The 23,517-nt window shown below is 70.2% G+C and carries 28 protein-coding genes; 14 read left to right on the plus strand and 14 right to left on the minus strand.

Annotated features, from left to right (window positions below; translation table 11 throughout):
* Positions 1-259 precede the first annotated feature (259 nt).
* From NBE95_RS09475 to NBE95_RS09500, 6 genes are all read right to left on the minus strand, one after another.
* Positions 260-1,042 carry a crotonase/enoyl-CoA hydratase family protein gene (locus NBE95_RS09475; protein WP_289893644.1) on the minus strand — a complete coding sequence of 261 codons (783 nt, stop codon included), beginning with the start codon at positions 1,040-1,042 and terminating at the stop codon, positions 260-262.
* On the minus strand, positions 1,042-1,896 hold the full coding sequence (locus tag NBE95_RS09480) for a hydroxymethylglutaryl-CoA lyase (protein WP_289893645.1): 855 nt from the start codon (positions 1,894-1,896) through the stop codon (positions 1,042-1,044). The genes NBE95_RS09475 and NBE95_RS09480 overlap by 1 nt, the downstream gene beginning before the upstream one ends.
* A complete protein-coding gene (locus NBE95_RS09485) occupies positions 1,893-2,549 on the minus strand; it encodes a glutathione S-transferase (RefSeq protein ID WP_289893646.1) in 657 nt (218 codons plus the stop codon). The genes NBE95_RS09480 and NBE95_RS09485 overlap by 4 nt, the downstream gene beginning before the upstream one ends.
* Positions 2,542-4,467, minus strand: coding sequence for a biotin carboxylase N-terminal domain-containing protein (locus tag NBE95_RS09490; RefSeq protein WP_289893647.1), 1,926 nt, complete (start codon positions 4,465-4,467; stop codon positions 2,542-2,544). Before NBE95_RS09490 ends, NBE95_RS09485 begins: the two co-directional genes overlap by 8 nt.
* Before the next feature lie 79 nt (positions 4,468-4,546).
* The gene (locus NBE95_RS09495) at positions 4,547-5,056 is read right to left on the minus strand and encodes an O-acetyl-ADP-ribose deacetylase (protein ID WP_289893648.1); all 510 of its coding nucleotides are present in this window, start codon (positions 5,054-5,056) and stop codon (positions 4,547-4,549) included.
* A 5-nt stretch (positions 5,057-5,061) separates the two neighbouring features.
* Entirely contained in the window at positions 5,062-6,666 is a 1,605-nt protein-coding gene (locus NBE95_RS09500; protein WP_289893649.1) for a carboxyl transferase domain-containing protein, read from the minus strand.
* 145 nt (positions 6,667-6,811) lie between these two features.
* Between NBE95_RS09500 and NBE95_RS09505 the strand changes: the two genes are divergently transcribed.
* Positions 6,812-7,423: an OmpW family outer membrane protein gene (locus NBE95_RS09505; RefSeq protein ID WP_289893650.1), complete on the plus strand. Its 612-nt coding sequence runs from the start codon at positions 6,812-6,814 to the stop codon at positions 7,421-7,423.
* A 50-nt stretch (positions 7,424-7,473) separates the two neighbouring features.
* Here the strand turns inward: NBE95_RS09505 and NBE95_RS09510 are convergent, their stop codons facing one another.
* From NBE95_RS09510 to NBE95_RS09520, 3 genes are read right to left on the minus strand one after another with little or no spacing between them, the layout of a single operon-like run.
* Positions 7,474-7,959, minus strand: coding sequence for a lysozyme inhibitor LprI family protein (locus NBE95_RS09510; RefSeq protein ID WP_289893651.1), 486 nt, complete (start codon positions 7,957-7,959; stop codon positions 7,474-7,476).
* Entirely contained in the window at positions 7,956-8,468 is a 513-nt protein-coding gene (locus NBE95_RS09515; protein WP_289893652.1) for a lysozyme inhibitor LprI family protein, read from the minus strand. Before NBE95_RS09515 ends, NBE95_RS09510 begins: the two co-directional genes overlap by 4 nt.
* The gene (locus tag NBE95_RS09520) at positions 8,468-9,628 is read right to left on the minus strand and encodes an isovaleryl-CoA dehydrogenase (protein ID WP_289893653.1); all 1,161 of its coding nucleotides are present in this window, start codon (positions 9,626-9,628) and stop codon (positions 8,468-8,470) included. Before NBE95_RS09520 ends, NBE95_RS09515 begins: the two co-directional genes overlap by 1 nt.
* A gap of 176 nt (positions 9,629-9,804) precedes the next feature.
* Here NBE95_RS09520 and NBE95_RS09525 point away from each other — a divergent pair, with 176 nt between their 5' ends.
* Both NBE95_RS09525 and cbiB read left to right on the plus strand, forming a co-directional pair.
* Positions 9,805-10,371, plus strand: coding sequence for a histidine phosphatase family protein (locus NBE95_RS09525; protein ID WP_289893654.1), 567 nt, complete (start codon positions 9,805-9,807; stop codon positions 10,369-10,371).
* Positions 10,368-11,309, plus strand: coding sequence for an adenosylcobinamide-phosphate synthase CbiB (gene cbiB / locus NBE95_RS09530; protein ID WP_289893655.1), 942 nt, complete (start codon positions 10,368-10,370; stop codon positions 11,307-11,309). The genes NBE95_RS09525 and cbiB overlap by 4 nt, the downstream gene beginning before the upstream one ends.
* Here cbiB and hemC read toward each other — a convergent pair.
* Positions 11,306-12,247 carry a hydroxymethylbilane synthase gene (gene hemC / locus NBE95_RS09535; protein WP_289893656.1) on the minus strand — a complete coding sequence of 314 codons (942 nt, stop codon included), beginning with the start codon at positions 12,245-12,247 and terminating at the stop codon, positions 11,306-11,308. The genes cbiB and hemC overlap by 4 nt on opposite strands.
* Before the next feature lie 76 nt (positions 12,248-12,323).
* Here hemC and hemE point away from each other — a divergent pair, with 76 nt between their 5' ends.
* Positions 12,324-13,352, plus strand: coding sequence for a uroporphyrinogen decarboxylase (hemE, locus tag NBE95_RS09540; RefSeq protein WP_289893657.1), 1,029 nt, complete (start codon positions 12,324-12,326; stop codon positions 13,350-13,352).
* A gap of 10 nt (positions 13,353-13,362) precedes the next feature.
* Positions 13,363-14,241: an EamA family transporter gene (locus tag NBE95_RS09545; protein WP_289893658.1), complete on the plus strand. Its 879-nt coding sequence runs from the start codon at positions 13,363-13,365 to the stop codon at positions 14,239-14,241.
* On the opposite strand, the gene NBE95_RS09550 is transcribed toward NBE95_RS09545, so the two are convergent.
* Positions 14,228-14,818, minus strand: coding sequence for a LysE family translocator (locus NBE95_RS09550; RefSeq protein ID WP_289893659.1), 591 nt, complete (start codon positions 14,816-14,818; stop codon positions 14,228-14,230). The genes NBE95_RS09545 and NBE95_RS09550 overlap by 14 nt on opposite strands.
* A 76-nt stretch (positions 14,819-14,894) precedes the next feature.
* On the opposite strand from NBE95_RS09550, the gene NBE95_RS09555 reads away from it, so the two are divergent.
* Together NBE95_RS09555 and NBE95_RS09560 are read left to right on the plus strand one after the other, a co-directional pair.
* Positions 14,895-15,362, plus strand: a complete 468-nt coding sequence (locus tag NBE95_RS09555; protein ID WP_289893660.1) for an Lrp/AsnC family transcriptional regulator — start codon at positions 14,895-14,897, stop codon at positions 15,360-15,362.
* A 141-nt stretch (positions 15,363-15,503) separates the two neighbouring features.
* A complete protein-coding gene (locus NBE95_RS09560) occupies positions 15,504-17,045 on the plus strand; it encodes an AAA family ATPase (protein WP_289893661.1) in 1,542 nt (513 codons plus the stop codon).
* On the opposite strand, the gene NBE95_RS09565 is transcribed toward NBE95_RS09560, so the two are convergent.
* On the minus strand, positions 17,042-17,863 hold the full coding sequence (locus NBE95_RS09565; protein WP_289893662.1) for an EcsC family protein: 822 nt from the start codon (positions 17,861-17,863) through the stop codon (positions 17,042-17,044). The two genes, NBE95_RS09560 and NBE95_RS09565, sit on opposite strands and share 4 nt — an antisense overlap.
* A gap of 144 nt (positions 17,864-18,007) precedes the next feature.
* Here NBE95_RS09565 and NBE95_RS09570 point away from each other — a divergent pair, with 144 nt between their 5' ends.
* A complete protein-coding gene (locus NBE95_RS09570) occupies positions 18,008-18,481 on the plus strand; it encodes an Ivy family c-type lysozyme inhibitor (protein ID WP_289893663.1) in 474 nt (157 codons plus the stop codon).
* Here NBE95_RS09570 and NBE95_RS09575 read toward each other — a convergent pair.
* On the minus strand, positions 18,466-19,041 hold the full coding sequence (locus NBE95_RS09575) for an N-acetyltransferase (RefSeq protein ID WP_289893664.1): 576 nt from the start codon (positions 19,039-19,041) through the stop codon (positions 18,466-18,468). The two genes, NBE95_RS09570 and NBE95_RS09575, sit on opposite strands and share 16 nt — an antisense overlap.
* A 211-nt stretch (positions 19,042-19,252) precedes the next feature.
* Between NBE95_RS09575 and NBE95_RS09580 the strand changes: the two genes are divergently transcribed.
* The 6 genes from NBE95_RS09580 (at position 19,253) to NBE95_RS09605 (ending at position 23,192) form a co-directional block, all read left to right on the plus strand.
* Entirely contained in the window at positions 19,253-19,849 is a 597-nt protein-coding gene (locus NBE95_RS09580; protein ID WP_289893665.1) for a flavin reductase family protein, read from the plus strand.
* Positions 19,849-20,412, plus strand: a complete 564-nt coding sequence (locus NBE95_RS09585) for an adenine phosphoribosyltransferase (protein ID WP_289893666.1) — start codon at positions 19,849-19,851, stop codon at positions 20,410-20,412. The genes NBE95_RS09580 and NBE95_RS09585 overlap by 1 nt, the downstream gene beginning before the upstream one ends.
* A 39-nt stretch (positions 20,413-20,451) precedes the next feature.
* On the plus strand, positions 20,452-21,402 hold the full coding sequence (ispH, locus tag NBE95_RS09590) for a 4-hydroxy-3-methylbut-2-enyl diphosphate reductase (RefSeq protein WP_289893667.1): 951 nt from the start codon (positions 20,452-20,454) through the stop codon (positions 21,400-21,402).
* A 91-nt stretch (positions 21,403-21,493) separates the two neighbouring features.
* Positions 21,494-22,099 carry a glutathione S-transferase family protein gene (locus tag NBE95_RS09595; protein ID WP_289893668.1) on the plus strand — a complete coding sequence of 202 codons (606 nt, stop codon included), beginning with the start codon at positions 21,494-21,496 and terminating at the stop codon, positions 22,097-22,099.
* Positions 22,096-22,563 carry a ribonuclease HI gene (rnhA, locus tag NBE95_RS09600; RefSeq protein WP_289893669.1) on the plus strand — a complete coding sequence of 156 codons (468 nt, stop codon included), beginning with the start codon at positions 22,096-22,098 and terminating at the stop codon, positions 22,561-22,563. Before NBE95_RS09595 ends, rnhA begins: the two co-directional genes overlap by 4 nt.
* Positions 22,560-23,192 carry a trimeric intracellular cation channel family protein gene (locus tag NBE95_RS09605; protein WP_289893670.1) on the plus strand — a complete coding sequence of 211 codons (633 nt, stop codon included), beginning with the start codon at positions 22,560-22,562 and terminating at the stop codon, positions 23,190-23,192. Before rnhA ends, NBE95_RS09605 begins: the two co-directional genes overlap by 4 nt.
* Here the strand turns inward: NBE95_RS09605 and NBE95_RS09610 are convergent.
* Complete coding sequence (locus NBE95_RS09610; RefSeq protein WP_289893671.1) at positions 23,189-23,512, minus strand: VOC family protein; 324 nt, start codon at positions 23,510-23,512, stop codon at positions 23,189-23,191. The genes NBE95_RS09605 and NBE95_RS09610 overlap by 4 nt on opposite strands.
* Positions 23,513-23,517: the final 5 nt, after the last annotated feature.

Raw genomic sequence — 23,517 nt, forward strand, 5'->3', positions numbered from 1 at the left:
GGGCATGTTTGGCGGGTTTTCGGGAATCATGTTGGCGATAACAGATTCCTTGACCACCCGTCACGCGCCACCACCGAAATGCGGCCATGCGCTGCGCGCAAATGTCGCGCCTGCGCGGGCCGGACCGGCCTTCTCTGTTGTATAAATACCCAAACCGCAAGGTTGCCAAGCCAGCACCGCCGCCTGTCCAAGACAACCGCACCGCAGGCGCCTTGCCGGCCGCGCGGCGGGGCATCGATGGAACGGACAGGCGTGCGGCTTAGTCCTGCTGCCAGCGCGGCTTGCGCTTCTCGAAGAAGGCGGCGATGCCCTCGGGCGCCTCGTCGCCTTCCCAGACCGCGACCAGGGCGTCGATGCTGGCCTCGATCTCGGCCGGGCCGATGGCGGGGCCAAGCCGGCGGGCCAGGCGCTTGGCCGCCGCCACGGCGCCGGGGGCGCAGGAGAGATAGGGCGCGACCTCGGCCTCGACGGCGGCATCCAGCGTGTCGGCATCGGCCTGGCCGGCCAGCAGGTTCAGCCGCACCGCCTCATCGGCGCCGAACAGCCGGGCCGACATGAAGACCCGGCGCGCGCGGTCCTCGCCCATGCGGGCCAGCACATAAGGGCCGATGGTGGCGGGGATCAGGCCGAGCCGGGTCTCGGTCAGGCCGAAGCGGGCTTCGGGCACGGCGATCGCCACGTCGCAGACCGCGATCATGCCGACGCCGCCGCCGAAGGCATTGCCCTGCACCCGGCCGATCAAGGGCTTGGGCAGGGTGTTCAGCGCATTCAGCATCATCGCCAGTTCGCGGGCGCCGGCGCGGCGGCTCTCGGCATCGGCGCGCATCTGATCCTGCATCCAGCCGAGGTCGCCGCCGGCGCAGAAGCTCTTGCCCTCGGCCGCCAGCACCACGACCCGGACGGCAGGATCGGCGCCCAGCCGCCCGGCGGCCTCGGTCAGTTCGCGGATCATCTGCGCCGACAGCGCATTGTGCTTGTCGGCGCGCGCCAGCCACAGATGCGCGACGCCGCGCGGGTCGATCTCGATGCGGACGGTCTGCATCACGGCTCTCCTCTCAGGCTGCGGGCCATGGCGGCGGCGCGGGCGATCACGCCCATGTCCAGGCCCGTGTCATGGCCGGCCGCCGCCAGATGCGCGGCGACGGCTTCCGTCGCGACATTGCCGGCCGCACCCGGGGCATAGGGGCAGCCGCCAAGGCCACCCACGGCGGCGTCGAAGACCCGCAACCCGCGCGCCAGGCTCGCGTCGATATTGGCCAGCGCGCGGCCGGCAGTGTCATGGTAATGGCCGGCCAGCCGCTCGGGCGGCAGCTCGTCCAGCACCGCCGCCAGCATGGCGTCGATGGTCTCGGGCCGGCCCTGGCCGATGGTGTCGCCCAGGCTGATCTCGTAGCAGCCCATGTCGCGCAGCGCCGCCGCGACGCGGGCGACGGCGGACGGCGGCGTCGGCCCGTCGAAGGGGCAGTCGGTCACCACCGAGACATAGCCCCTGACCGGGATGCCGTCGGCGCGCGCGGCCTCGGCCACCGGCGCCAGCCGCTCGAGGCTTTCGGCGATGCTGGCGTTCAGGTTCGCGCGCGAAAACCCTTCCGAGGCCGAGGCGAAGATCGCCACCTCCGAGGCGCGGGCCGCCTTTGCCGCCTCGTAGCCCTTCATGTTCGGGGTCAGCACGGCATAGCGGACGCCGGGGGCGCGGCGGATGCCGGCCATGACCTCGGCGGCGTCGGCCATCTGCGGCACCCATTTCGGCGAGACGAAGCTGGTGACCTCGATGCGCCGGAACCCGGCCTGCGACAACAGGTCGACCAGCGCGATCTTTTCGGCGGCGGGGATCAGCCGCTTTTCGTTCTGCAGCCCGTCGCGCGGGCCCATTTCGAAGATCTCGACGCGGGTCATTCGGGCACCTCGTAGAAGTCGCGGGCATAGATGACCGCCGTGCCCTCGGCCGGCAGGCTGCGCTGGAAGGCCGGCCGCGCGGCGCAGCGGTCGCGATAGGCGGCCAGCGCCGGGCGGTCGGCGAAGCTGACGAAGCGCGAGGCGATCCAGACCGAATAGCCGACCTGGCAATCGACGCCGGAAAACTCGCCAAGCAGCCAGTCCGCATCCGCGACGCAAGCCTCGACCAGACGTAGCGCCCGCGACAGCCGCGCCGCCTCGAGCCGCATCAGCGTGACCGAGCGCTGACTGTCTTCGCGCAGGAAGACATGCTGCTGGGTCAGGTTGGCGAGATGCTGGCCCAGCGTCTCGCCGAAATGCAGCCAGTCGAGCCAGCCCGGCCGCCCGGGCGTGCCCGGCGCGCGCCAAAGCTGCCGGGCGCGGGTCTCGCACAGCCATTCGGTCATGGCGCCGGATTCGTGGATCGTGGTGTCGCCGTCGCGCAGCGCCGGCACCCGGCCGACCGGGTGGATCGCGTCATAGGGCGGCCGGCGCGTCGAGCCGTCCGCAAGGTCCATCAGCTGCAGGTCATAGTCGCAGCCGATCTCCTCGAGCAGCCACAGGATGCGCATCGAGCGCGACAGCGGCACATGCCAGAGCGTCAGCTCAGCCATCCTCTTCCTCCAGCCGGATCAGTGGCGCGCCGGCCTCGACCTGGTCGCCGGGCGCGGCCAGCACCTCAGCCACGGTGCCGTCGCGGGCGGCGGTCAGGGTGTGTTCCATCTTCATGGCTTCCAGGATCGCCAGCCGGTCGCCGGCCGCGACCTGCTGTCCGGCGCCGACGAAGACCGCCTTGACCAGGCCCGGCATCGGCGAAAGCGTCAGCCCACCGCCGGCCTCGTCGCCGCCGCGGTCGAGCGGGTCGAGGGGGGTCAGCGTCAGCGAGCGGCCGCCGAAGACGCTGGTGCCCGCCGCTTGATTGATGATGCGCGAACGGCGCGGGCTGCCGTCGACCCACCAGCGTCCGCCCTCGTAGCCGATGATGTGCGTTCGGCCATCCAGCGTCACGCGGGCGGCGCCGGGGCCGGTGACCTCCAGCACGGCCTCGCCGCCCTCCCAGGTGATGGTGCGGCGCAGGGGCTGCCAGAGGGTGATGCCGCCGCGGATCCGGGGATCGTCGAGCCCGGCAAGGCCGAGGACCGCCAGCGCCTTCGCCCGCGGGTCGGGCTCGGCGGCGGCGACCAGCGCCTGCAGGTCGCGGGCGATCAGGCCGGTATCGACCTCGCCGCGGCCGAAACCCTCGTGCCGGGTCAGGGCGATCAGGAAATCGACATTGGTGACCGAGCCCGCCACCTCGGTATCGACCAGCGCCGATTCCAGCGCCCGCAGGGCGATAGCGCGGGTGGCGCCATGGGTGACGATCTTGGCGATCATCGGGTCATACCACGGGCTGATGCTGTCGCCGGGCCGGACGCCGGTCTCGATCCGGGCATGGTCGGGAAAACGCAGATGCGCGAGCCGGCCGGTGGCGGGCAGGAAGCCCGCGGGCACGTCCTCGGCATAGAGCCGGGCCTCGAAGGCGTGGCCGGTGATGGTCAGGTCTTCCTGCCGGGCCGGCAAGGGCTCGCCGCTGGCGACGCGCAGTTGCCATTCGACCAGATCGACGCCGGTGATCGCCTCGGTCACCGGGTGTTCGACCTGAAGGCGGGTGTTCATCTCCATGAACCAGAAACCGTCGGGACGCAGGCCCTGGCTGCCGTCGACGATGAATTCGATGGTGCCGGCGCCGGCATAGCCGATGGCCTCGGCGGCGCGGACGGCGGCGGCGCCCATGGCGGCGCGCATTTCGGCGGTCATGCCGGGGGCGGGAGCTTCCTCGATCACCTTCTGGTGGCGGCGTTGCAGCGAGCAGTCGCGCTCGAACAGATGGACGGCGCGGCTGCCGTCGCCGAAGACCTGCACCTCGATATGGCGGGGCCGCTGGATGTATTTCTCGATCAGCACCGCGGGATTGCCGAAGGCGGTGGCGGCCTCGCCTTGGGCGGATTGCAGCGCGGCGGGGAAATCCCGGGCGCGCTCGACCAGCCGCATGCCCTTGCCGCCGCCGCCGGCCACCGCCTTGATGAGCACCGGATAGCCGATCCCGTCGGCCTGGGCCTGCAGGTGGTCGGCATCCTGGTTCTTGCCGTGATAGCCGGGGACCACCGGCACGCCGGCGCGCGCCATCAGCGCCTTGGCGGCGTCCTTGAGGCCCATCTTGCGGATGGCGTCGGCCGAGGGGCCGATGAAGATCAGGCCGGCGGCGGTGACCGCATCGACGAAATCCGGGTTCTCGCTGAGAAAGCCGTAACCGGGATGGATGGCCTGGGCGCCGGTGTCGAGCGCCGCCCGGATGATGGCATCGCCGCGCAGGTAGCTGTCCCGGGGCGCCGGGCCGCCGATGGGAACCGCCTCGTCGGCCATGGCGACATGGCGGGCGGCGCGGTCGGCCTCGGACCAGACCGCGACGGTGCGGACGCCCAGGCGGCGGGCGGTGTCGATGACGCGGCAGGCGATCTCGCCGCGATTGGCGATCAGGATCTTCTGGAACATGGGCGGCTCCTCGTGGCGCGGGCGGCGCCGGGGGTTTCACACCCCCGGGCCCCCGCGGGGTATTTTTGAAACGGTGAAATCATCGCCGGGCCTCATCGACCGCCCGGCGGAGCGTGGCGTGGCTGCCGGCGTCGAAGCCGACCAGCGTGACCTCGAGGCCGGCGCCGTGGCCGAGGATGGTGGCCACGGCGATGCCGGCGGCGCGTTCGGCCGGGAAGCCGTAGATGCCGGTCGAGATCGCCGGGAAGGCGATGCGGGCGATGTCATGGGCCTGTGCGAGGAGCAGGCTGTGGCGATAGGCGGCGGCGAGCAGCGCGTCCTCGTCCGCCCCGCCGCCCTGCCAGACCGGGCCGACGGCGTGGATCACGTAGCGGGCCGGCAGGGCATAGCCGCGGGTGATGCGGGCCTCGCCGGTGGGGCAGCCGCCGATCCGGCGGCATTCTTCCAGCAGTTCGGGCCCGGCGGCGCGGTGGATGGCGCCGTCCACCCCGCCGCCGCCCAGCAGGCTGCGATTGGCGGCGTTGACGATGGCGTCCACGGCGAGCCGGGTGATGTCGCCTTGCAGGGTCAAGAGCCGGGGCCGGTCCATGGCCGTCACATCCGGAAGATGCCGAAGCGGGTCGGCTCGATCGGCGCGTTGAGGCTGGCGCGCAGGCTCAGCGCCAGCACGTCGCGGGTCTTCCTGGGGTCGATGATGCCGTCGTCCCAGAGCCGGGCCGAGGCATAGAGCGGATGCGACTGGCGCTCGAACATCTCGATGGTCGGGCGCTTGAACTCGGCCTCGTCCTCGGGCGACCAGGTGCCGCCCTGGCGCTCGATGCCCTCGCGGCGCACGGTGGCCAGCACGCCCGCCGCCTGTTCGCCGCCCATGACCGAGATGCGCGAATTGGGCCAGGTCCAGAGGAAGCGCGGCGAATAGGCCCGGCCCGACATGCCGTAATTGCCGGCGCCGAAGCTGCCGCCGACCAGCATGGTGATCTTGGGCACGCTGGTCGTCGCCACCGCCGTCACCATCTTGGCGCCGTGCCGGGCGATGCCCTCGTTTTCATATTTGCGCCCGACCATGAAGCCGGTGACGTTCTGCAGGAATACCAGCGGGATGTTCCGCATCGAGCAGAGTTCGATGAAATGCGCGCCCTTCTGCGCGGCTTCCGAGAAGATCACGCCGTTATTGGCGACGATGCCGACGGGGCAGCCCTCGACATGGGCGAAGCCGGTGACCAGCGTCTCGCCGAAGCGGGCCTTGAACTCGTCGAAGCGCGAGCCGTCCACCACGCGCGCGATCACCTCGCGGATGTCGTAGGGGGTGCGCAGGTCGGCGGGGACGACGCCGAGGATCTCCTCGGGGTCATGGGCGGGCGGTTCGGGGGCCTGCCATTGCACGGTCGCGGGTTGTTGGCGGTTCAGGTTGGCGATGGCGCGGCGGGCCATGGCGAGGGCATGGGTGTCGTCCTCGGCCAGGTAATCGGCCACGCCGGAAAGACGGGTATGCACGTCGCCGCCGCCCAGATCCTCGGCCGAGACCACCTCGCCGGTCGCGGCGCGGACCAGCGGCGGGCCGGCGAGGAAGATCGTGCCCTGGTTCCTGACGATGATCGTCACATCGGACATGGCCGGGACATAGGCGCCGCCCGCGGTGCAGGAGCCCATGACCACGGCGATCTGCGCGATGCCCTTGGCCGACATCTGCGCCTGGTTGTAGAAGATGCGGCCGAAATGGTCGCGGTCGGGAAAGACCTCGTCCTGGTTGGGCAGGTTCGCGCCGCCGGAATCGACCAGGTAGACGCAGGGCAGCCGGCATTCCTCGGCGATCTCCTGGGCGCGCAGGTGCTTTTTTACCGTCATCGGGTAATAGGTGCCGCCTTTGACCGTGGCGTCGTTGGCCACCACCATCACCTCTTGGCCATGCACCCGGCCGATGCCGGCGATCACCCCGGCGCAGGGCGCGGCGTCGTCATACATGCCATGCGCCGCGGTGGCGCCGATCTCGAGGAAGGGCGAGCCGGGGTCGAGCAGGTTCGCCACCCGCTCGCGCGGCGGCATCTTGCCGCGCGCCACATGGCGCTCGACGGCCTTGGGTCCGCCGCCGGCCGCGGCGGCCAGTGCCGCCCCGCGCGCCGTTTCCAGCATGGCGAGATGCGCCGCGCGATTGGCGCGGAAAGCCTCCGAGGACGGCAGGGCCGAGGTGCCGAGTTTCATCGCGTCATCCTTTCGGTCGTGGCGTCGGGGCCTTGCGCCGGTTTGACGCAGCCGGGGCCCGGACGGGAAATTCTTGATCCAGATCAACGCCGCAACCGCGGCCGGGGCGGCATGAGCGGGCATGCGACAAGAAGAGAGGATCGACATGAGACAGAAGCTCGCCCTTGCCGCGGCGCTCGCCGCGTTTGCCTTGCCGGCGCTGGCGCAATCGCAGGGGGAATGGACCCTGGGTTTTGGCATCGCCAACGTGAACCCGAAATCCGACAATGGCAGCCTGGCCGGCGGCGCCTATCCGATCGAAATCGGCGACAGCACCCGGCCGACCATCACCTTCGAATATTTCATCCGCGACAATCTTGGCATCGAGCTGCTGGGCGCCCTGCCCTTCAAGCACGCGATCCGGTCGAACGGCACCGAGATCGGCACCGTGAAGCACCTGCCGCCGGTCGTCTCGCTGCAATACCATTTCGACGCCACGCCGCGGTTCAAGCCCTTTGTCGGCCTGGGCGTGAACTTCACCGGCTTCTGGGACGCCGAGGCCGGGGGGCCGCTGGCCGGCTCCGATCTGCGGGTCAAGAACAGCTGGGGCCTGGCCGCGCATCTGGGCGGCGATTACTGGATCAACGACCGGGCGGCGATCCGCGCCGACCTGCGCTGGATCGACATCGATTCGGATGTCGAGCTGAACGGCGCCAAGATCGGCGAAGTCGAGGTCGATCCTCTGGTCGCCGGCATCGGCTACGTGATGAGGTTCTAGGCCGGCGCCGGGGCGTCCCGCGACGGGGCGCCCCTGTTCCGGGGGCCGGTTCATTCGGCATCTCCCAGCGCCATGAGCAGCGCGACCTGCCGGGCGGTTTCGTCCCGGATGCAGCGGGCGCGGGCCAGATCCCCCTTGCCCTCGGCGGCGGCGTCCCGGGCTTGGTTGCACAGGGCCTCGCGGAACTGCAGCCAGTTGCGTTCCACCTGGCGCAGCGCCTCCGGCGGCTTGGCGGCCCTTTCGCCCTGCGCCTCCAGCGCGGCCTCGTAGACCCCGGTCAGCTTCGCTTCCCAGGCCTGATGCGAGGCATCGAGACAGTTGGCCATCGGAAAATCCGGGTCGTCTCCGGTATATTTGCCGCGCGCGTAGTCGAGACAGGCTTCCATGCCGGTGCCGGCGCAATCGGCGCGGGCGCCTTGGGTCGGCGCCCCGGCAAGGCATCGGTCGATAGCGGCCGGGTCGAAGCCCGACGCGTCGCCGGCGAAGCATGGCGCCGCCAGCAGCAGGGCCAGCGCGCATCCGGCCAGCCGCGTCATTCGATTCCCTCCGCGATATCGCGCAGGCGCAGGGCCTGTTCGGCCGTCAGCCGCAACACGCAATCCTGGGCCGCCGGACCGCCCAGCGTGCCGCCCTGATAGCGCAGGCCCTCGTAGCGGCAGGAGGAGTCGCGGAAGGCGATCCAGTGGCGCTGCGCCTGCTGCAGGGCCGGGGCCGCGGGTATGGCGGCTGAGCCGAGTTCGGCCAGCTCGGCATCCGCCGCCTCGGCGGTCTTCAGCGCCCGCTCGTAATAGCCGTTCAGCAGCTTGTCCCAATCCTTCGCCTCATGGCCCAGGCAGTCCACCATGCCCACGGTGGTCTCGCCGCCCGGCGTCGCCATGCATTGCCTCGAGGCCTGGCCGATGCAGCCCGGCAGCCCCGGCCCGGCGCCGGCATCGGTTTCCGCATCCGCGATGCATTTCGCAAAACCATCGGCATCGTATCGCGGCCCGTCCTGGGCCAGAACCGGGCCGGCGGCCAGCAGAAGGGACAGGACAAGCAGGCGCATCAGGCAATCTCCATCAGTTGACGCCCGATCAACATGCGGCGGATTTCCGAAGTTCCGGCGCCGATCTCCATCAGCTTGGCGTCGCGGAACAGTCGGCTGACCGCCGAATCGTTCAGGAAGCCCGCGCCGCCCAGCGCCTGCACGGCCTGATGCGCCTGCACCATGGCCTGTTCGCTGGCGTAAAGCACCGCGCCGGCCGCATCCTGCCGCGTGACCTTGCCGGCATCGCAGGCTTTCGCCACCTCGTAGACATAGGCCCGCGCCGTGTTCAGCGCGACATACATGTCGGCGATCTTGCCCTGCATCAGCTGGAACGAACCGATGGGCTGGCCGAACTGCTTGCGTTCCTTGACATAGGGCATCACCTCGTCGAGGCAGGCGGCCATGATGCCGGTGCCGATCCCCGACAGCACCAGCCGCTCGTAATCAAGGCCGGACATCAGCACCCGCACGCCCTTGCCCTCGGCGCCCAGCACGTTCTCGAAGGGCACCTCGCAATCCTGGAAGATCAGCTCGCCGGTGTTCGAGCCGCGCATGCCCAGCTTGTCGAAATGCGGGCTGGTCGAGAAGCCCTTCATGCCGCGCTCGACGATGAAGGCGGTGATGCCTTTCGAGCCCGCCTCGGGATCGGTCTTGGCATAGACCACCAGCACATGCGCGTCCGGCGCGTTGGTGATCCAGTATTTGTTGCCGTTCAGCACATAGCGGTCATTCTTCTTTTCGGCGCGCAGCTTCATGCCGACCACGTCGCTGCCCGCCCCTTCCTCGGACATGGCCAGCGCGCCGACCGCCTTGCCGCTGCACAGGTCGGGCAGGTATTTCGCCCGCTGCTCGTCGCTGCCGTTCAGCTTGATCTGGTTCACGCAAAGGTTGGAATGCGCGCCATAGGACAGGCTGACCGAGGCCGAGGCGCGGGCGATCTCCTCGGTGGCGATGACATGCGCCAGATAGCCCATGCCGCTGCCGCCGAACTGCTCGGGCACGGTGATGCCCAGAAGGCCCAGATCGCCCATCTCGCGCCACAGTTCGTTCGGGAAGGCGTTGCTGCGGTCCACCTCGGCCGCGATGGGCTTCACCCGCTCCTGCGCCCAGCGATGGACGGTGTCGCGCAGCGCGTTCACGTCCTCGCCCAGATCGAACTGCATTCCCGTGGTGAACATCGGCCATCTCCTCCGTTTATTGAACGAGTGTTCATTTAATTGGTTTATGCCGCCAGGTCGGGGCCTGCGTCAAGCCTGTTCTCGGCGGCTCGGGGCGATCCTGCGCCCGTCGGGACCGCGTTGACAAGCCTGTGGCCACGCGCCATTCCTGCCGCGCCTAGCCGCAAGGATGCCCGATGAGCCCGCTTCCCGATACCGCCGCGCGGCTGCTGATCCTGCGCCATGCGCCGCTGGCCCGGCCGGGGCTTGCGGGGCGCTGCGATGTCGAGGCGGATTGCAGCGACAGCGCGGCGCTCGACTGGGCGCGCGCGGCGCTGCATGGGGCCGCGAGGTATTGGGCCAGCCCCGCCCTGCGCTGCCGCCAGACCTGCGCGGCCTTGGGGCTGACCCCGGAATGGCACGCCGATCTGTGGGAGCAGGATTTCGGTGCCTGGGAAGAACCCGGCGCGATTATCCCCGACCTCGGCCCGCTGCCGCCCGAGCAGCTGGCGCGCCAGCGCCCGCCGGGGGGCGAAAGCTTTCTCGACATGGCGGCGCGGGTGCAGCCGCTTTTCGACCGGGCGTGCGGCCCGGTGGCCGTCGTCGCCCATGCCGGCACGGTGCGCGCCGCGCTGGCGCTGGCGGTCGGCCCGGCGGCGCTGGCCTTTTCGGTGGCGCCGCTGTCGCTGACCATCCTGTCGCGCAGCCCCGCCGGCTGGGCCGTCGAGGCCGTCAACCGGGTCGCGCCCCAGGTCGGGCCATGATCCTGTCGCAAGAGACGCTGACCATTGCGCTGGTGGCGCTGCTGGCCGATGCGCTGATCGGCTGGCCCGAGGCGTTTTATCGCCGCGTTTCGCATCCGGTGGTCTGGATCGGCCGGCTGATCTCGGCGCTGGACGCAGGCTGGAACCGGGGCGGGAATCGCATCGCCCGCGGCGCGGTGGCGGTGGCGGTGACGGTCGGCGCGGCGCTGCTTCCGGCGCTGCTGCTGACCTGGGCGCTCATGCCGCTGCCCTTCGGCCCCGTCCTGCTGGGCCTGCTGGCCTGGCCGCTGGTCGCCACCCGCTCGCTGCACGACCATGTCGCCGCGGTGGCGCGCCCCTTGGCCGCGGGGAATGTTCCGGCGGCGAAAGCGGCCGTGGCGATGATCGTCGGCCGCGACCTGGACGACCGGCCCGAACCCATCGCCCGCGCCGCGCTGGAAAGCCTGGCCGAGAACACCTCGGACGGCGTCGTCGCCCCCATCCTGTGGGCGGCGGTCGCCGGGTTGCCGGGCATCGCCGCCTACAAGGCCGTCAACACGCTCGATTCGATGATCGGCCACATGAGCCCGCGCCATGCGCTGTTCGGCCGGGTGGCGGCACGGCTGGACGATCTGGTGAACCTGCCGGCTTCGCGGCTGACGGCGCTGCTGTTTCTGCTGGCCGCGGCCCCGGCGGGGGGACGTGCCGCAGGGGTGATCCGGCGCGACGCCCGCCGCCACCGCTCGCCCAATGCCGGCTGGCCCGAAGCGGCCATGGCCGGCGCGCTGGACGTGCGCCTGTCCGGCTCGCGCCGCTATCACGGCATCGAGACGCCCGAGCCATGGCTGAACGGGAATGCCCGCGATCCGCAGCCCCGCGACCTGTTGGCCGGGCTGCGGCTTTATCGCCGCGCCATGGCGCTGCTGGGCCTGGGTCTTGCGGCGCTGCTGCTGGCCTAGGACCAGTCGAAGAAATCGGCGGGCGCCCGGCGGCGCAATTCCTCGGCCAGGTCGGTGCCCATGGCGGCGCCGTCCGAGGCCGGTCCGGCGCGTTCACCCGCGATCACCTCGCTGCCGTCGGGGCGCAGGATCTCGCCGCGCAGCCGCAGCCGGTCTCCCTGCAGTTCCGCCAGCCCGGCGATGGGCGTCTGGCAGGAGCCGTCGAGCCGGGCGAGGAAGGCGCGCTCGGCCGTCACCCGCAGCGCGCTGTCCCGGTCCGAGATCGCCGCCAGCAGCGCGGCGATGCGCGAATCATCGGCGCGCCGCTCGACCCCGATGCAGCCCTGCGCCACCGCGGGCAGCATTTCCTCGGGATCGACCGCGCCGCGCGCCACATGCAGCATCCCCAGCCGCGTCAGCCCCGCCATGGCCAGGAACGTCGCCACCGCGACCCCATCCTCCAGTTTTTTCAACCGGGTCTGGACGTTTCCCCGAAACTCCACGAGCTTCAGATCCGGCCGCCGCGCGGCCAGCTGCGCCCGCCGCCGCAGGCTCGAGGAACCGACGATAGCGCCTTGCGGCAGCTCGGAAATCGCCGCGAATTGCGCGCTGACGAAAGCGTCGCGCACATCCTCACGCGGCAGGTAGCAGTCGATCAGCAGCCCCTCGGGCTGGATCGTCGGCATGTCCTTCATCGAATGCACGGCGATGTCGATGTCCTGCGCCAGCAGCGCGTCCTCGATCTCGCGGGTGAACAGGCCCTTGCCGCCGATCTCCTTCAGCGGCCGGTCCAGCACCCGGTCGCCGGTGGTCTTGATCACCACGATCTGGAAGGTCTCGGCGGCAAGGCCATGCGCGGCCATCAGCCGGTCGCGGGTCTCGTGCGCCTGCGCCAGCGCCAGGGCCGAGCCACGGGTGCCGATGCGGATGGGGTTCTGGGGGTCGGGCATCTGGGTCATGGCAAAGGGCTTAGCGCCCCCCCTCGGCCTTGACAACGGGGCCGTGCGCGCCATGAAGGGCCGCAAGAGGTGAAGCATGTCCGAAAAAACCATCCTGCGCGCGCTGAAGGGCGAGCGTCTGCCCGTCCCGCCCGTCTGGATGATGCGCCAGGCCGGCCGCTATCTGCCGGAATACCGCGCCACCCGCGCCCAGGCCGGCGACTTTTTGTCGCTGTGCTATACGCCGGACCTGGCGGCCGAGGTGACGCTGCAGCCGATCCGCCGCTATGGCTTCGACGCGGCGATTCTGTTCGCCGACATCCTGCTGCTGCCCCAGGCGCTGGGGCTGGATCTGTGGTTCGTCACCGGCGAGGGGCCGCGGCTTTCGACCGTCACTTCCGCCGCCGAGGTCGCGGCGCTGAAACCGGCGGCCGCCATCCATGACACGCTGGCACCGGTCTATGAAACCGTCCGTATCCTGGCGCGCGAACTGCCGGGGGAAACCACGCTGATCGGCTTTGCCGGCGCGCCCTGGACCGTCGCCACCTACATGGTCGCCGGCCGCGGCACCCCCGACCAGGCCCCGGCGCATGGTTTCATGGCCGAGGATCGCGCCGCATTCGCCGCGCTGATCGACCGCATCACCGAGGCGACCATCGACTATCTCTCGGCCCAGGTCGAGGCCGGGGCCGAGGTGGTGAAGCTGTTCGACAGCTGGGCCGGCTCGCTCAAGGGCCGGGATTTCGACGATTTCGCCGTCGAGCCCGCGCGCCGGATCATCGCGGCGCTCAAGGCCCGCCACCCCGGCATCCCGGTGATCGCCTTCCCGCGCGAGGCGGGGCCGCGCTATGCCGGCTTCGCCCGCGCCACCGGTGCCGATTGCGTGGCGCTGGACAATTCCGTCAGCGCCGATTGGGCGGCGGCCGAGGTGCAGAAGGACGGCTGCGTGCAGGGCAATCTCGACCCGCGCCTGCTGGTCAGCGGCGGCCCGGCGCTGGAGACCGAGGCCCGGCGCATCGTCCGCGCCTTCTCGCAGGGGCCGCATATCTTCAACCTCGGCCATGGCATCACCCCCGAAGCCGATCCCGAGAACGTCACGCGGATGCTGGCCGCGATCCGCGGCTGACGGACGGGCCTTGGGCTGGATCGTCGCCACGCTGATCGCCGCCGCGGCCCAGACCGGCCGCAATGCGGCGCAGCGGCGGCTGACCGCGGAACTGGGCACCATGGGCGCGACCGCCGTGCGTTTCCTGTTCGGCCTGCCCTTCGCGGCGCTGGTGCTGGCCGGGATGGCGGCGCTGGTGCCGGTGCCCATGCCCGACGCCACGGTGCTGGCATGGGCGGCGCTGGGGGCGGCATCGCAGATCGCCGCCACCGCGCTGATGCTGCTGACGATGGAGCGCCGCGGTTTCGGCGTCGCCACGGCGCTGATCAAGACCGAGCCGGTGACGCTGGCGCTGATCGGCACCCTGATCCTGGCCGAGCCGCTGGGCCCCGCCCGCATGGCGGCGATCGCCGCGGCGACGCTGGGCGTGCTGCTGATGTCGGGCGCGGACTGGCGGCACGGCGGCTGGCGCGCGGCGGGCCTGGGCATCGCGGCCGGGGCGCTGTTCGGCCTTTCGGCCATCGGCTTTCGCGGCGCGATCCTCGCCCTGCCCTTCGGCGCCGAGCCGGTCCGCGCCGCGACCATCCTCGTTCTCAGCCTCGCGCTGCAAAGCGCGATCATGCTGGCCTGGCTGGGCGCGCTCGACCGCCCGGCACTGACCGGAATCGCCCGGCATTGGCGCGGCTCGCTGGGCGCCGGGGCGCTTGGGGCGCTGGCCTCGCTGTTCTGGTTCCTGGGCTTCGCGCTGACCGCGGCGGCCAATGTCCGCACGCTGGCGCTGGTCGAGGTGGTGATGGCGCAGCTCGTCTCGGGCCGGGTGTTCCGCGAGGGCATCTGCCCGCGGCAACTGGCCGGCATGGCGCTGATCGTGCTGGGCGTCGCCGCGCTGATCGCGGTCAGTGCCCGGTGACCACTGGCAGCATCGAACCGACCAGCAGCAGCGCCATCGCCCGGTTGAACAGCCGCAGCCGCGCCGGCTGGGACAGGACGCCGCGCAGTCCCTGCCCCATCGCCGCCCAAAGCGCGACCGAGGGCAGGTTCACCAGGGTGAAGACCAGCGCCACCACCAGCGTGCCGCCGACCCCGGCCGAATAGGCCGAAAGCGCCCCCAGCGCCATCATCCAGGCCTTGGGATTGACCCATTGAAAGGCGCAGGCGGCCAGAAAGCCCATCGGCCGCGCCGCCGCGCCCTCGGTCCCCGGCGCCGCGGCATGGGCGATCTTCCAGGCCAGCCACAGCACATAGGCCATACTGATCCATTTCAGCGCCTCGGCCAGACGCGGCGCGCTGGCGATCAGCCGGTCCACGCCCAGTCCCAGCAGCGCCACCATGGCGCCGAACCCCAGCGCCACGCCCAGAAGATGCGGAATGCTGCGACGGATGCCGAAATTCGCCCCCGAGGCCATCAGCATCAGGTTGTTGGGCCCCGGCGTGACCGAGGTGACGAAGGCGAAGGCGACAAGCGCCAAAAGGATCTGGTGCGACATTGCGGATTTCCCTGAAGATCCCGCAATGATATTGTGACTTTCATGCAATTTCTGGCCTGATTTGCAAATGAACCTGATGCAAGGACAATCAGATTTCGAAATAGACCAAGTTTCCGCGCGGATCTTGCGTATCCTGGCGCGGAACGGCCGCATTCCGAATCAACAGCTCGCCGCCGAGGTCGGGCTGTCGCCTTCGGCTTGCCTGCGCCGGGTGCAGGATCTGGAACGCCGGGGCGCCATCCAGGGCTATCGCGCCGTCATCGCCCCCGCCGCCCGCGCGGCGGGCTTCACCGCCTATGTCACCGTGGGCCTCGCCCGCCATTCCAACGAGGCGCAGCAGGCCTTCGAGCGCGCCTGCCTGGCGGCGCCGCAGGTGCGGGAATGCCACAACATCACCGGCTCGATCGAATATCTGCTGCGGGTCGAGGTCCGCGACCTGGATGCCTATCGCCGCTTCCATACCGAGGTTCTGGGCGCCTTCCCGCAGATCGCCACCACCACCACCCATGTCGTCATGGGCTCGCCCAAGGACGAGCGGGCCTGATTGCTTCAGCCTTGCATGGGTATTTGGGCAACAGAGAAGACCAGGACGGGATGGGGCTTCTTCGTTGTCCAAATACCCAAATCGCGGCGGCGGCGCCGGATCGGCCTTTCCGCCCCTCGCGTCGCGGGCTAACAAGGCCGCATGACCCTGCCCGCCCTTTCCCCCGATCAGGCCGAAGCCTGGGACGCGCTTGCCGCCGTGCTGGAGGATTCCGGCATCGACCTGGTTTCGGAAGAGACCGCGCCGCCGAAACCCGGCAAGGGCCGGGTCATGGCGGTGATCGGCAAGGCCGGCTCGGGCAAGACCCTGCTGCTGGCGGAACTGACCAAGGCGCTGAAGGCGGCCGGGGTCGACATCGTCTCGGGCGATTACGAGGGGCGCAAGCGCAAGGACCGCCGCACCGTCGCCATCCTGGCCCCCACCAACAAGGCGGCCTTTGTGCTGCGCATGCGCGGCGTGCCGGCGACCACGATCCACCGCATCCTCTATACGCCGGTCTATGACCCGGAATACGAGCGCATCGCCGACTGGCTGACCGGCGTCGGCGAGCGCCCTTCCGTCGAGGGGCTGATGGAGGGGCTGACCGAGGCGGCGCTGGACAGGGCGAAAGCCTTTTACGATCAGCACGCCTCGATCCCCGGCGCGCTGGCCGCCGCCGGGTTGCGCGGCTCGGATTTCATCCGCGGCTGGAAGCGGCGCGAGGACGGGCTGGACATCGGGCTGGTCGACGAGGCCTCGATGCTGGACCAGCGCCAGTTCGAGGATCTGCGCGAGATCTTCCCGGTGCTGATCCTGTTCGGCGACCCGGCGCAGCTGGCCCCGGTCGGGCAGTCGGGCGAGATGGTCTTCGACCGGCTGGCCGCCCCGCAGCGGCTGACGCTGAGCCGCATCCACCGGCAGGAGGGCGACAGCCCGATCCTCGACCTTGCCCATGCGCTGGCCGATCCGGCGCTGGAATTCGATGCCTTCGAGCGCATGATCCGCGACGCCGCCGCCCGCGACCCGCGGGTGATCTGGGCCGAGCGGGTGGAATCCGACCTGATGGCGCAAAGCCCGGTGCTGGTCTGGCGCAACATCACCCGCATCAAGCTGATCCAGGCCTTCCGGTCCGCCTATGGCGCGCCGGGTGATGCGCTGCTGCCGGGCGAGCCGCTGATCTGCGACGGGCTGGAACTGCCCCTGAAGCACCGCAAGAAGCGCATCGACCTGGAGGCGCGCGGGCTGATCAAGGGCGCGCAGGTGGTCTATCTGGGCCCCGGCCGCAAGCCCGGCTTCTCGCGGCTGCATGTCGTGGGCGCCGAGGAGCCGCGGCTGTCCGCCGCCAGCATCGTCAAGATCGAGATTCCGGATGTCGAGGAGCCGTTCATCCCCTTTGCCGCGCGCATGGGTGCCACCTTCCTGCATGGTGCGGCGGTGACGATCCACAAGGCGCAGGGCAGCCAATGGCCCGACGTGCAGGTCTTCGGCCCCGATATCAGCGCCGCCGCCTGGTCGGGCCGCAGCGAAGCCGGCATCGCGCTGTGGAAGCGGCTGGCCTATGTCGCCATCACCCGCGCGCAGGAGCGGCTGCACTGGGTGGTGAAATCCCGCCTCGCCCGGCCCTCGGCGCCCTTGGGCATCGCGCATCTGGAAGCCCCCGCCGGCGTGCTGGAACTGGCGGCCGAGACCGAGACCGAAGCCTAGCGCCGGCGCGACAATTTGCGCGCCGCGGTGTTGGGGCGCAGCTGCACCATGCGCAGTTCCAGCGCCTCGGCCAGCGCCTCGCGCGGGATGCCGGTTTCCTGCGACAGCCGCAGCAGGCCGAAATGCACCCGCGCCAGTTCCTGATAGTAGCGGGTGAAGTGATAGTTGATCGTCGCCCCGGCGAAGGCGCCCAGCACCGGCACGGTCTGCGCCGCCAGCTTCTGCGCCAGCGAGGCCGACAGCCGCGGCGCCACCCGGCCGATCAGCGCCTGCACCGTATGGCCGGTGATGGTCATCCGCGCCGTCAGCAGGCCCAGATCCGTGCCGTCGTCATCCGAAAGCGGCCCGGCCGAGGCGAAGATATGCAGCGCCTCGTGCCGCGCCGCGTCCGAAGCCGGGTCGAAGCCGTGTTCCGAGGCGATGTCCATGATCGCCCGCAGCAGCAGCGTGACCGTCACCGGCAGTTCCAGCGCCGCCCCGCCGATCCCGGCCAGCCCGCCCACCGCGCCCGAGGTGGTCGAAAGCAGGCGGTTGAACAGGTCGCCGCGATCCCGCAGCATTCCGCGCGACCGCGAGGCCGCGTCGAAGGCGCGGTTCAGCGCCGCCAGCGTGATGCGGTCCATGCGCCCGCGCACCGATTGCGGCAGGCGCTCGATCAGCCCCTCGGCCTTGCCGCCGATCGCGGTCAGCAGTTCCATCGCCACCCCGCCCGCTTCGAGATAGCGCCGGGCAAGCCGGTCGATCTCGACATGGACGGTGGGGTCGGTGATCGGGGGCAGCACATCCTGCCGGAGAGGTATGGGGGTGTTCTCGGTCATTCCGGGGAAACCTTGCAGTATCGTGCCCTGCGGCACAAGATCGCGACGGCAAGGGAACCCGCAAGCCTCGCGACAGGTTCCTTGATGCAGACGAAATCCTGCCATCCGGCGGGACAAGGAAGAACGCGAACGAGGAACACCCGAATGAATATCCGCCGCCTGATTCCCGCCCTTACCCTTGCCGCCGGGCTCGGCCTCGGCCAGGCCGCGCTGGCCCAGGAAGACGCCGGCCCGACGCTGGCCGATCTGGGCCAGGACCAGGCGCTGACCGCCGCCTTCGAGAAGATGGCCGCGGGGCACGAGGTTCCCGCCTGGATCCGCGAGGGCATGGTCACCACGCCCAGTCAGAAGGTCTCGTTCGGCGGCAAGGACTATCTGGCGATGACCGGCTGCAAGCAGCACGACTGCGCGGCGAACCAGGTCGCCATGCTCTATGCCCCCGACAGCGACAAGGCCTATGGGGTTCTTTCGGTCCATGACGGCAAGGGCGCCGAATTGCTGACCTGGCTCAATATCGGCGGCGATGCGGAATCGATCGACGGCCGGACCATCCTCTATGCCGCGCTGACGGGCAGCCTGGCGAACCACCCCGAAGCCTTCGATTACCCGGCCGAGTGATCGGGCGGTTCGATTTCGGTGCAGCCGCGGCCTGCGGGCGGGTCGCGGCGCATCTCGTTCCCGCTGGCGCTGTCGCCGGCCTCGCGTTCGACCGGGCCGGCGACGCCCTGCCAGGCGCCCGGCGCCAGTTCGATCCCCAGCACGCGGTCGGGGTTGGTCGGCGGCGGCATCTCGACGCCTTCGAGCTTCCAGAAGCCGAAGCGCCGGTAATAGGGCAGATCGCCGACCAGCATCACCCGGCGCCAGCCCATCTCGGCCGCGCGGGTCAGGCTTTCGCGCATCAGCAGCCCGCCCAGCCCCTCGCCCTGCGTCGTCGGGTGGACGGCGACCGGGCCGAGCAGCAGCACCGGCCTGCCGCCCACGCGCACCGGCCAGTAGCGGATGGCGCCCATCAACGCGCCGAATTCGTTGCGCAGCATCAGGCAGAGCGGCCGGACCGGCGCCACGCCGTCGCGCAGTCGATAGGAGGACAGCGCCGTGCGCCCCGGCGCGAAGCACAGATCCAGAAGCGCCTCGACCTCGGGCGTGTCGGCGGGGGTTTCGGGGCAAAGTTCGTACATCCTGCCTCCGCTCGTGGGGTCGGGATTCGGGGCTCGGGCCTGGCGCGGCGCAGGCACCGCCTAACATGCGGGGGCGGCGACGAAAACCGCCTGCGGGATCACGAAACGCAAAATTCCCGGGCATCGCGACGCGGTGCGCAGCAGGCTTGACGCGTCGCGCGCATGAGGTCACTTCTGGGGCCGCATCAGCCATGAAACAGCGAGGCCAGCCATGTTCTACCGACCCCAGGACGGCCACGGGCTGCCGCACAACCCGCTGAACGCCATCGTGGCGCCGCGGCCCATCGGCTGGATCTCGACCCGCGGCCGGCAGGGCGACAACCTGGCGCCCTATTCCTTCTTCAACCTGACGGCCTATGTGCCGCCGCAGGTGATGTTCGCCTCGACCTCGGCCAAGCCGGACCGGCAGGGCACCAAGGACAGCGTGGCGCAGATCGCGCAGTCGCGGGTGTTCTGCGTCAACATCGCCGACGGGCCGCTGAAGGATCAGGTCAATGCCAGCTCGGCCGCTTTTCCCGCCGGGGTGGACGAATTCGAAGCCGCCGGCATCGCGTCCGCGGAATGCGAAAGCATCGACTGCCCGCGCGTCGCCGGGGCCGCCGCGGCGCTGGAATGCCGCGCCACCCGCATCCTGCGGCTGGCGGGCGAGGCGAATTTCATGGTGCTGGGCGTCGTCACCGGCATCCATCTGCGCGAGGATTGCCTGAAGGACGGCCGCTTCGACCTGCGCGCCACCGGCTGGCTGTCGCGCATGGGCTACAAGGATTACACCATCACCACCCAGACCTTCGAGATGGAGCGCCCCTGATGGAAAACCGGCCGGAAAAGCGCCGCCGCGACGACCGCACGGTGCGCGACTACATCCGCACCATCGTGGATTTCCCGCATGAGGGCATCCTGTTTCGCGACGTGACCACGCTGTTTGCCGATGCGCGCGGCTTTCGCATGGCGGTGGACCAGCTGCTGGCCGCCTATGCCGGCGAGGATATCGACAAGGTGGTGGGGCTGGAGGCGCGCGGCTTCTTCCTGGGCGGCGCGGTGGCGCACCAGCTGTCGGTGGGCTTCGTGCCGATCCGCAAGAAGGGCAAGCTGCCCGGCGCCGTGATCAGCCAGGCCTATGCGCTGGAATATGGCGAGGCGGTGATGGAGATGCATGACGACGCCCTGAAGCCTGGCGAGCGGGTGCTGATCGTCGACGACCTGCTGGCCACCGGCGGCACCGCGGCGGCCGGGATCTCGCTGTGCCGGCGGCTGGGGGCCGAAGTGGTGGGCTGCGCCTTCGTGATCGAGCTGCCCGAGCTGGGCGGCCGCACGCTGCTGGAGGGGCTGGGCCACGAGGTCCATGCCCTGACCAGTTTCGAAGGCGCCTGATCCCTTGCGGCAGGCCCCGGCCGGGGTTAGGTGAAGCCCATGGACAAGAAACCGCCCCTGACCCTTTACCTGGCCGCGCCGCGCGGCTTCTGCGCCGGCGTGGACCGCGCCATCAAGATCGTCGAGATGGCGCTGCAGAAATGGGGCGCCCCGGTCTATGTCCGCCACGAGATCGTGCATAACAAGTTCGTCGTGGACTCCTTGCGCGACAAGGGCGCGGTTTTCGTCGAGGAGCTGGACGAGTGCCCGGACGACCGGCCGGTGATCTTCTCGGCCCATGGCGTGCCCAAGGCGGTGCCGGCCGAGGCGCGCCGGCGCGAGATGGTCTTCGTCGACGCCACCTGCCCGCTGGTCAGCAAGGTGCATGTCGAGGCCGAGCGCCATCACGCCGAGGGGCTGCAGATGGTGATGATCGGTCATGCCGGCCACCCGGAGGTGCTGGGCACCATGGGGCAATTGCCCGAGGGCGAGGTGCTGCTGGTCGAGACGGTCGAGGACGTGGCGAAGATCGCGCCCCGCGATCCCTCGCGGCTGGCCTTCATCACCCAGACCACGCTGTCGGTCGACGACACCGCCGCCATCGTCGCGGCGCTGCAGGCCCGCTTTCCGGGCATCATCGGCCCGGCCAAGGAGGATATCTGCTATGCCACGACCAACCGGCAGGCCTCGGTCAAGGCGATTGCCGGGCGGATCGACGCGCTTCTGGTGATCGGGGCGCCGAACAGTTCGAACTCGCGCCGGCTGGTCGAGGTCGGCAGCGCCGCCGGCTGCGCCTATTCGCAGCTGGTGATGCGCGCCGACCAGATCGACTGGCGGGCCATTGCGGGCGCGCGGGCGGTGGGGGTGACCGCCGGCGCCTCGGCCCCCGAGGTGCTGGTCGACGAGGTGGTCGCGGCCTTTCGCGCGCGCTATGACCTGACCGTCGAGATGGTCGAGACGGCGCGCGAGAATGTCGAGTTCAAGGTGCCGCGGGTGCTGCGCGAAGCCTGAGGCGGAGTGCTGGCGGCGCGGATGTTGGGGGCGCTGCCCCCGGCCCTGCGGGCCTCCCCCGGGGTATTTTTGAAACGGAGAAAGGGGCGGGATGAAGCTCTGGTCGATGCCGTCATCCGGGAACAGTTACAAGGTGCGGCTGGCGCTGGCGCTCTTGGGTCGCGATTGCGAGATCGTCGATGTCGAGGAATCCTCGGCCGAGCTGGCGGAGGCCAAGGCGGCGGGGCGGCTGCCCTTCGGCAAGGCGCCGGTGCTGGAGCTGGACGACGGGCGGCGATTGCCGGAATCGAACGCGATCCTGTGCTGGCTGGGCGAGGGCACGCGCTTCGTGCCGGCCGATGCCTTCGGACGTGCCGCCATGCTGGGCTGGATGTTCTGGGAGCAGAACCAGCATGAGGGGGTGATCGCCGTGCGCGCGGCCTTGCAGACCTATCCGGCGCGCCGGCACCTGGCGACACCCGAGCGCATGGCGGATCTGCTGGAGCGCGGCCATGCGCTGTTGCAGGTCATGGAGGATCGGCTGGCCGGGCAGGACTGGCTGGTGGGCGATGCCGTGAGCCTCGCCGATATCTGCCTTTACGGCTATACCCATACCGCGGGCAGCCGCGGCGGCTTCGACATGGCGCGTTTCCCCGGCATCGGCCGCTGGCTCGACCGCATCGCCGGCCTGCCCGGCTACAGGGGGCTGGAGGCATGAGCGCGCTGTTCGCCTGGACCGACGGCGCCTGCAGCGGCAATCCCGGCCCCGGCGGTTGGGGGGTGCTGATGCGTGCCATCGAGGACGACCGGGTGCTGAAGGAGCGCGAGCTGTCCGGCGGCGAATCCGAGACCACCAACAACCGCATGGAACTGATGGCGGCGATCTCGGCGCTGGAGACGCTGACGCGGGCCAGCGAAATCACCGTCGTCACCGACAGCGCCTATGTGAAGAACGGCGTCACCCAATGGATCCACGGCTGGAAGAAGAACGGCTGGCGCACCGCCGACCGCAAGCCGGTGAAGAATGCCGAGCTGTGGCAGCGCCTGGATGCCGCGCAGGCCCGGCACAAGGTGCGCTGGGAATGGATCAAGGGCCATGCCGGCCATCCCGAGAACGAGCGCGCCGATGAACTGGCGCGGGCGGGCATGGCGCCTTTCAAGCCGGCCAAGGTCACGGGGTGAGCGTCGCAGCGCTGATCGCGCTGCTGGATCATGCCAGCGTGCTGGTCTTTGCCCTGACCGGGGCGCTGGTGGCCAGCCGCGGGCAGCTCGATGTCGTGGGCTTCATCTTCTTCGCCACGCTGACCGGGATCGGCGGGGGCACCTTGCGCGACCTGGTGCTGGGCCGGGCGCCGGTCTTCTGGGTCGGGCGCCCCGAGCTGCTGTTGCTGACCACCGGCGCGGCGATCGCGGTGATCTTCAACGCGCATCGGCTGGAAAGCCGCTATCGCGCCATCCTGTGGCTGGATGCCTTCGCCCTGGCCGTGGCGGTGCCGGCGGGTGTCGGCGTGGCGCTGGAGGCCGGTGTGAGCCCGGTGGTTACCGTGCTGATGGGGGTGATGACCGGCACTTTCGGCGGGCTGATGCGCGATGTGGTCGGCAATGAGGTGCCCCTGGTGCTGAAACAGGGCGAGCTTTACGTCACCGCCGCCTTCGGCGGTGCGGTGGCGGCGCTGCTGCTGCTGGGTCTGGGTGCCGGGCGCGGCTGGGCGCTGATCGGCTGCGCGGCCATGGTGCTGCTGCTGCGCGCCGGCAGCATGAGCTTCGGCTGGCGGCTGCCGGTCTACAAGGCGCGGCCGCCGCGCAATTAGGCCGGGGACCAGACCGCCATCTCGGTGCCGCCCGGCTCGCGGAACTGGAAGCGCCGGCCGCCGGGAAAGGCGAAGATCGGCCGGGTGATCACCGCCCCGGCCGCGGTCACCCGGGCCAGCGCGGCCTCGAGATCGTCGGCCTTGAGGATCACCAAGGGCGGGGCCAGCGCGCCGGAAGCGATGCCGCCCGCCACGCCGGCATCGGCGAGTTCTTGATATTCGGGGCCGTAATCGTTGAAGCTCCAGCCGAAGGCGCGGCTGAAGAAGTCCTGCGTGGCCGGCAGATCGGGCGAGGAAAATTCGAGATAGTCGATCTTCATCGGGG

This window comes from Paracoccus sp. TOH, from assembly GCF_030388245.1.
Lineage (GTDB): Bacteria > Pseudomonadota > Alphaproteobacteria > Rhodobacterales > Rhodobacteraceae > Paracoccus > Paracoccus simplex.

What these genes read in the sequence shown, in the direction of transcription:
- NBE95_RS09475 (WP_289893644.1), bottom strand. Translation starts at nt 1,042, where the DNA reads ATGCAGACCGTCCGCATCGAGATCGACCCGCGCGGCGTCGCGCATCTG.
- NBE95_RS09480 (WP_289893645.1), bottom strand. Translation starts at nt 1,896, where the DNA reads ATGACCCGCGTCGAGATCTTCGAAATGGGCCCGCGCGACGGGCTGCAG.
- NBE95_RS09485 (WP_289893646.1), bottom strand. Translation starts at nt 2,549, where the DNA reads ATGGCTGAGCTGACGCTCTGGCATGTGCCGCTGTCGCGCTCGATGCGC.
- NBE95_RS09490 (WP_289893647.1), bottom strand. Translation starts at nt 4,467, where the DNA reads ATGTTCCAGAAGATCCTGATCGCCAATCGCGGCGAGATCGCCTGCCGC.
- NBE95_RS09495 (WP_289893648.1), bottom strand. Translation starts at nt 5,056, where the DNA reads ATGGACCGGCCCCGGCTCTTGACCCTGCAAGGCGACATCACCCGGCTC.
- NBE95_RS09500 (WP_289893649.1), bottom strand. Translation starts at nt 6,666, where the DNA reads ATGAAACTCGGCACCTCGGCCCTGCCGTCCTCGGAGGCTTTCCGCGCC.
- NBE95_RS09505 (WP_289893650.1), top strand. Translation starts at nt 6,812, where the DNA reads ATGAGACAGAAGCTCGCCCTTGCCGCGGCGCTCGCCGCGTTTGCCTTG.
- NBE95_RS09510 (WP_289893651.1), bottom strand. Translation starts at nt 7,959, where the DNA reads ATGACGCGGCTGGCCGGATGCGCGCTGGCCCTGCTGCTGGCGGCGCCA.
- NBE95_RS09515 (WP_289893652.1), bottom strand. Translation starts at nt 8,468, where the DNA reads ATGCGCCTGCTTGTCCTGTCCCTTCTGCTGGCCGCCGGCCCGGTTCTG.
- NBE95_RS09520 (WP_289893653.1), bottom strand. Translation starts at nt 9,628, where the DNA reads ATGTTCACCACGGGAATGCAGTTCGATCTGGGCGAGGACGTGAACGCG.
- NBE95_RS09525 (WP_289893654.1), top strand. Translation starts at nt 9,805, where the DNA reads ATGAGCCCGCTTCCCGATACCGCCGCGCGGCTGCTGATCCTGCGCCAT.
- cbiB (WP_289893655.1), top strand. Translation starts at nt 10,368, where the DNA reads ATGATCCTGTCGCAAGAGACGCTGACCATTGCGCTGGTGGCGCTGCTG.
- hemC (WP_289893656.1), bottom strand. Translation starts at nt 12,247, where the DNA reads ATGACCCAGATGCCCGACCCCCAGAACCCCATCCGCATCGGCACCCGT.
- hemE (WP_289893657.1), top strand. Translation starts at nt 12,324, where the DNA reads ATGTCCGAAAAAACCATCCTGCGCGCGCTGAAGGGCGAGCGTCTGCCC.
- NBE95_RS09550 (WP_289893659.1), bottom strand. Translation starts at nt 14,818, where the DNA reads ATGTCGCACCAGATCCTTTTGGCGCTTGTCGCCTTCGCCTTCGTCACC.
- NBE95_RS09555 (WP_289893660.1), top strand. Translation starts at nt 14,895, where the DNA reads ATGCAAGGACAATCAGATTTCGAAATAGACCAAGTTTCCGCGCGGATC.
- NBE95_RS09560 (WP_289893661.1), top strand. Translation starts at nt 15,504, where the DNA reads ATGACCCTGCCCGCCCTTTCCCCCGATCAGGCCGAAGCCTGGGACGCG.
- NBE95_RS09565 (WP_289893662.1), bottom strand. Translation starts at nt 17,863, where the DNA reads ATGACCGAGAACACCCCCATACCTCTCCGGCAGGATGTGCTGCCCCCG.
- NBE95_RS09570 (WP_289893663.1), top strand. Translation starts at nt 18,008, where the DNA reads ATGAATATCCGCCGCCTGATTCCCGCCCTTACCCTTGCCGCCGGGCTC.
- NBE95_RS09575 (WP_289893664.1), bottom strand. Translation starts at nt 19,041, where the DNA reads ATGTACGAACTTTGCCCCGAAACCCCCGCCGACACGCCCGAGGTCGAG.
- NBE95_RS09580 (WP_289893665.1), top strand. Translation starts at nt 19,253, where the DNA reads ATGTTCTACCGACCCCAGGACGGCCACGGGCTGCCGCACAACCCGCTG.
- NBE95_RS09585 (WP_289893666.1), top strand. Translation starts at nt 19,849, where the DNA reads ATGGAAAACCGGCCGGAAAAGCGCCGCCGCGACGACCGCACGGTGCGC.
- ispH (WP_289893667.1), top strand. Translation starts at nt 20,452, where the DNA reads ATGGACAAGAAACCGCCCCTGACCCTTTACCTGGCCGCGCCGCGCGGC.
- NBE95_RS09595 (WP_289893668.1), top strand. Translation starts at nt 21,494, where the DNA reads ATGAAGCTCTGGTCGATGCCGTCATCCGGGAACAGTTACAAGGTGCGG.
- rnhA (WP_289893669.1), top strand. Translation starts at nt 22,096, where the DNA reads ATGAGCGCGCTGTTCGCCTGGACCGACGGCGCCTGCAGCGGCAATCCC.
- NBE95_RS09610 (WP_289893671.1), bottom strand. Translation starts at nt 23,512, where the DNA reads ATGAAGATCGACTATCTCGAATTTTCCTCGCCCGATCTGCCGGCCACG.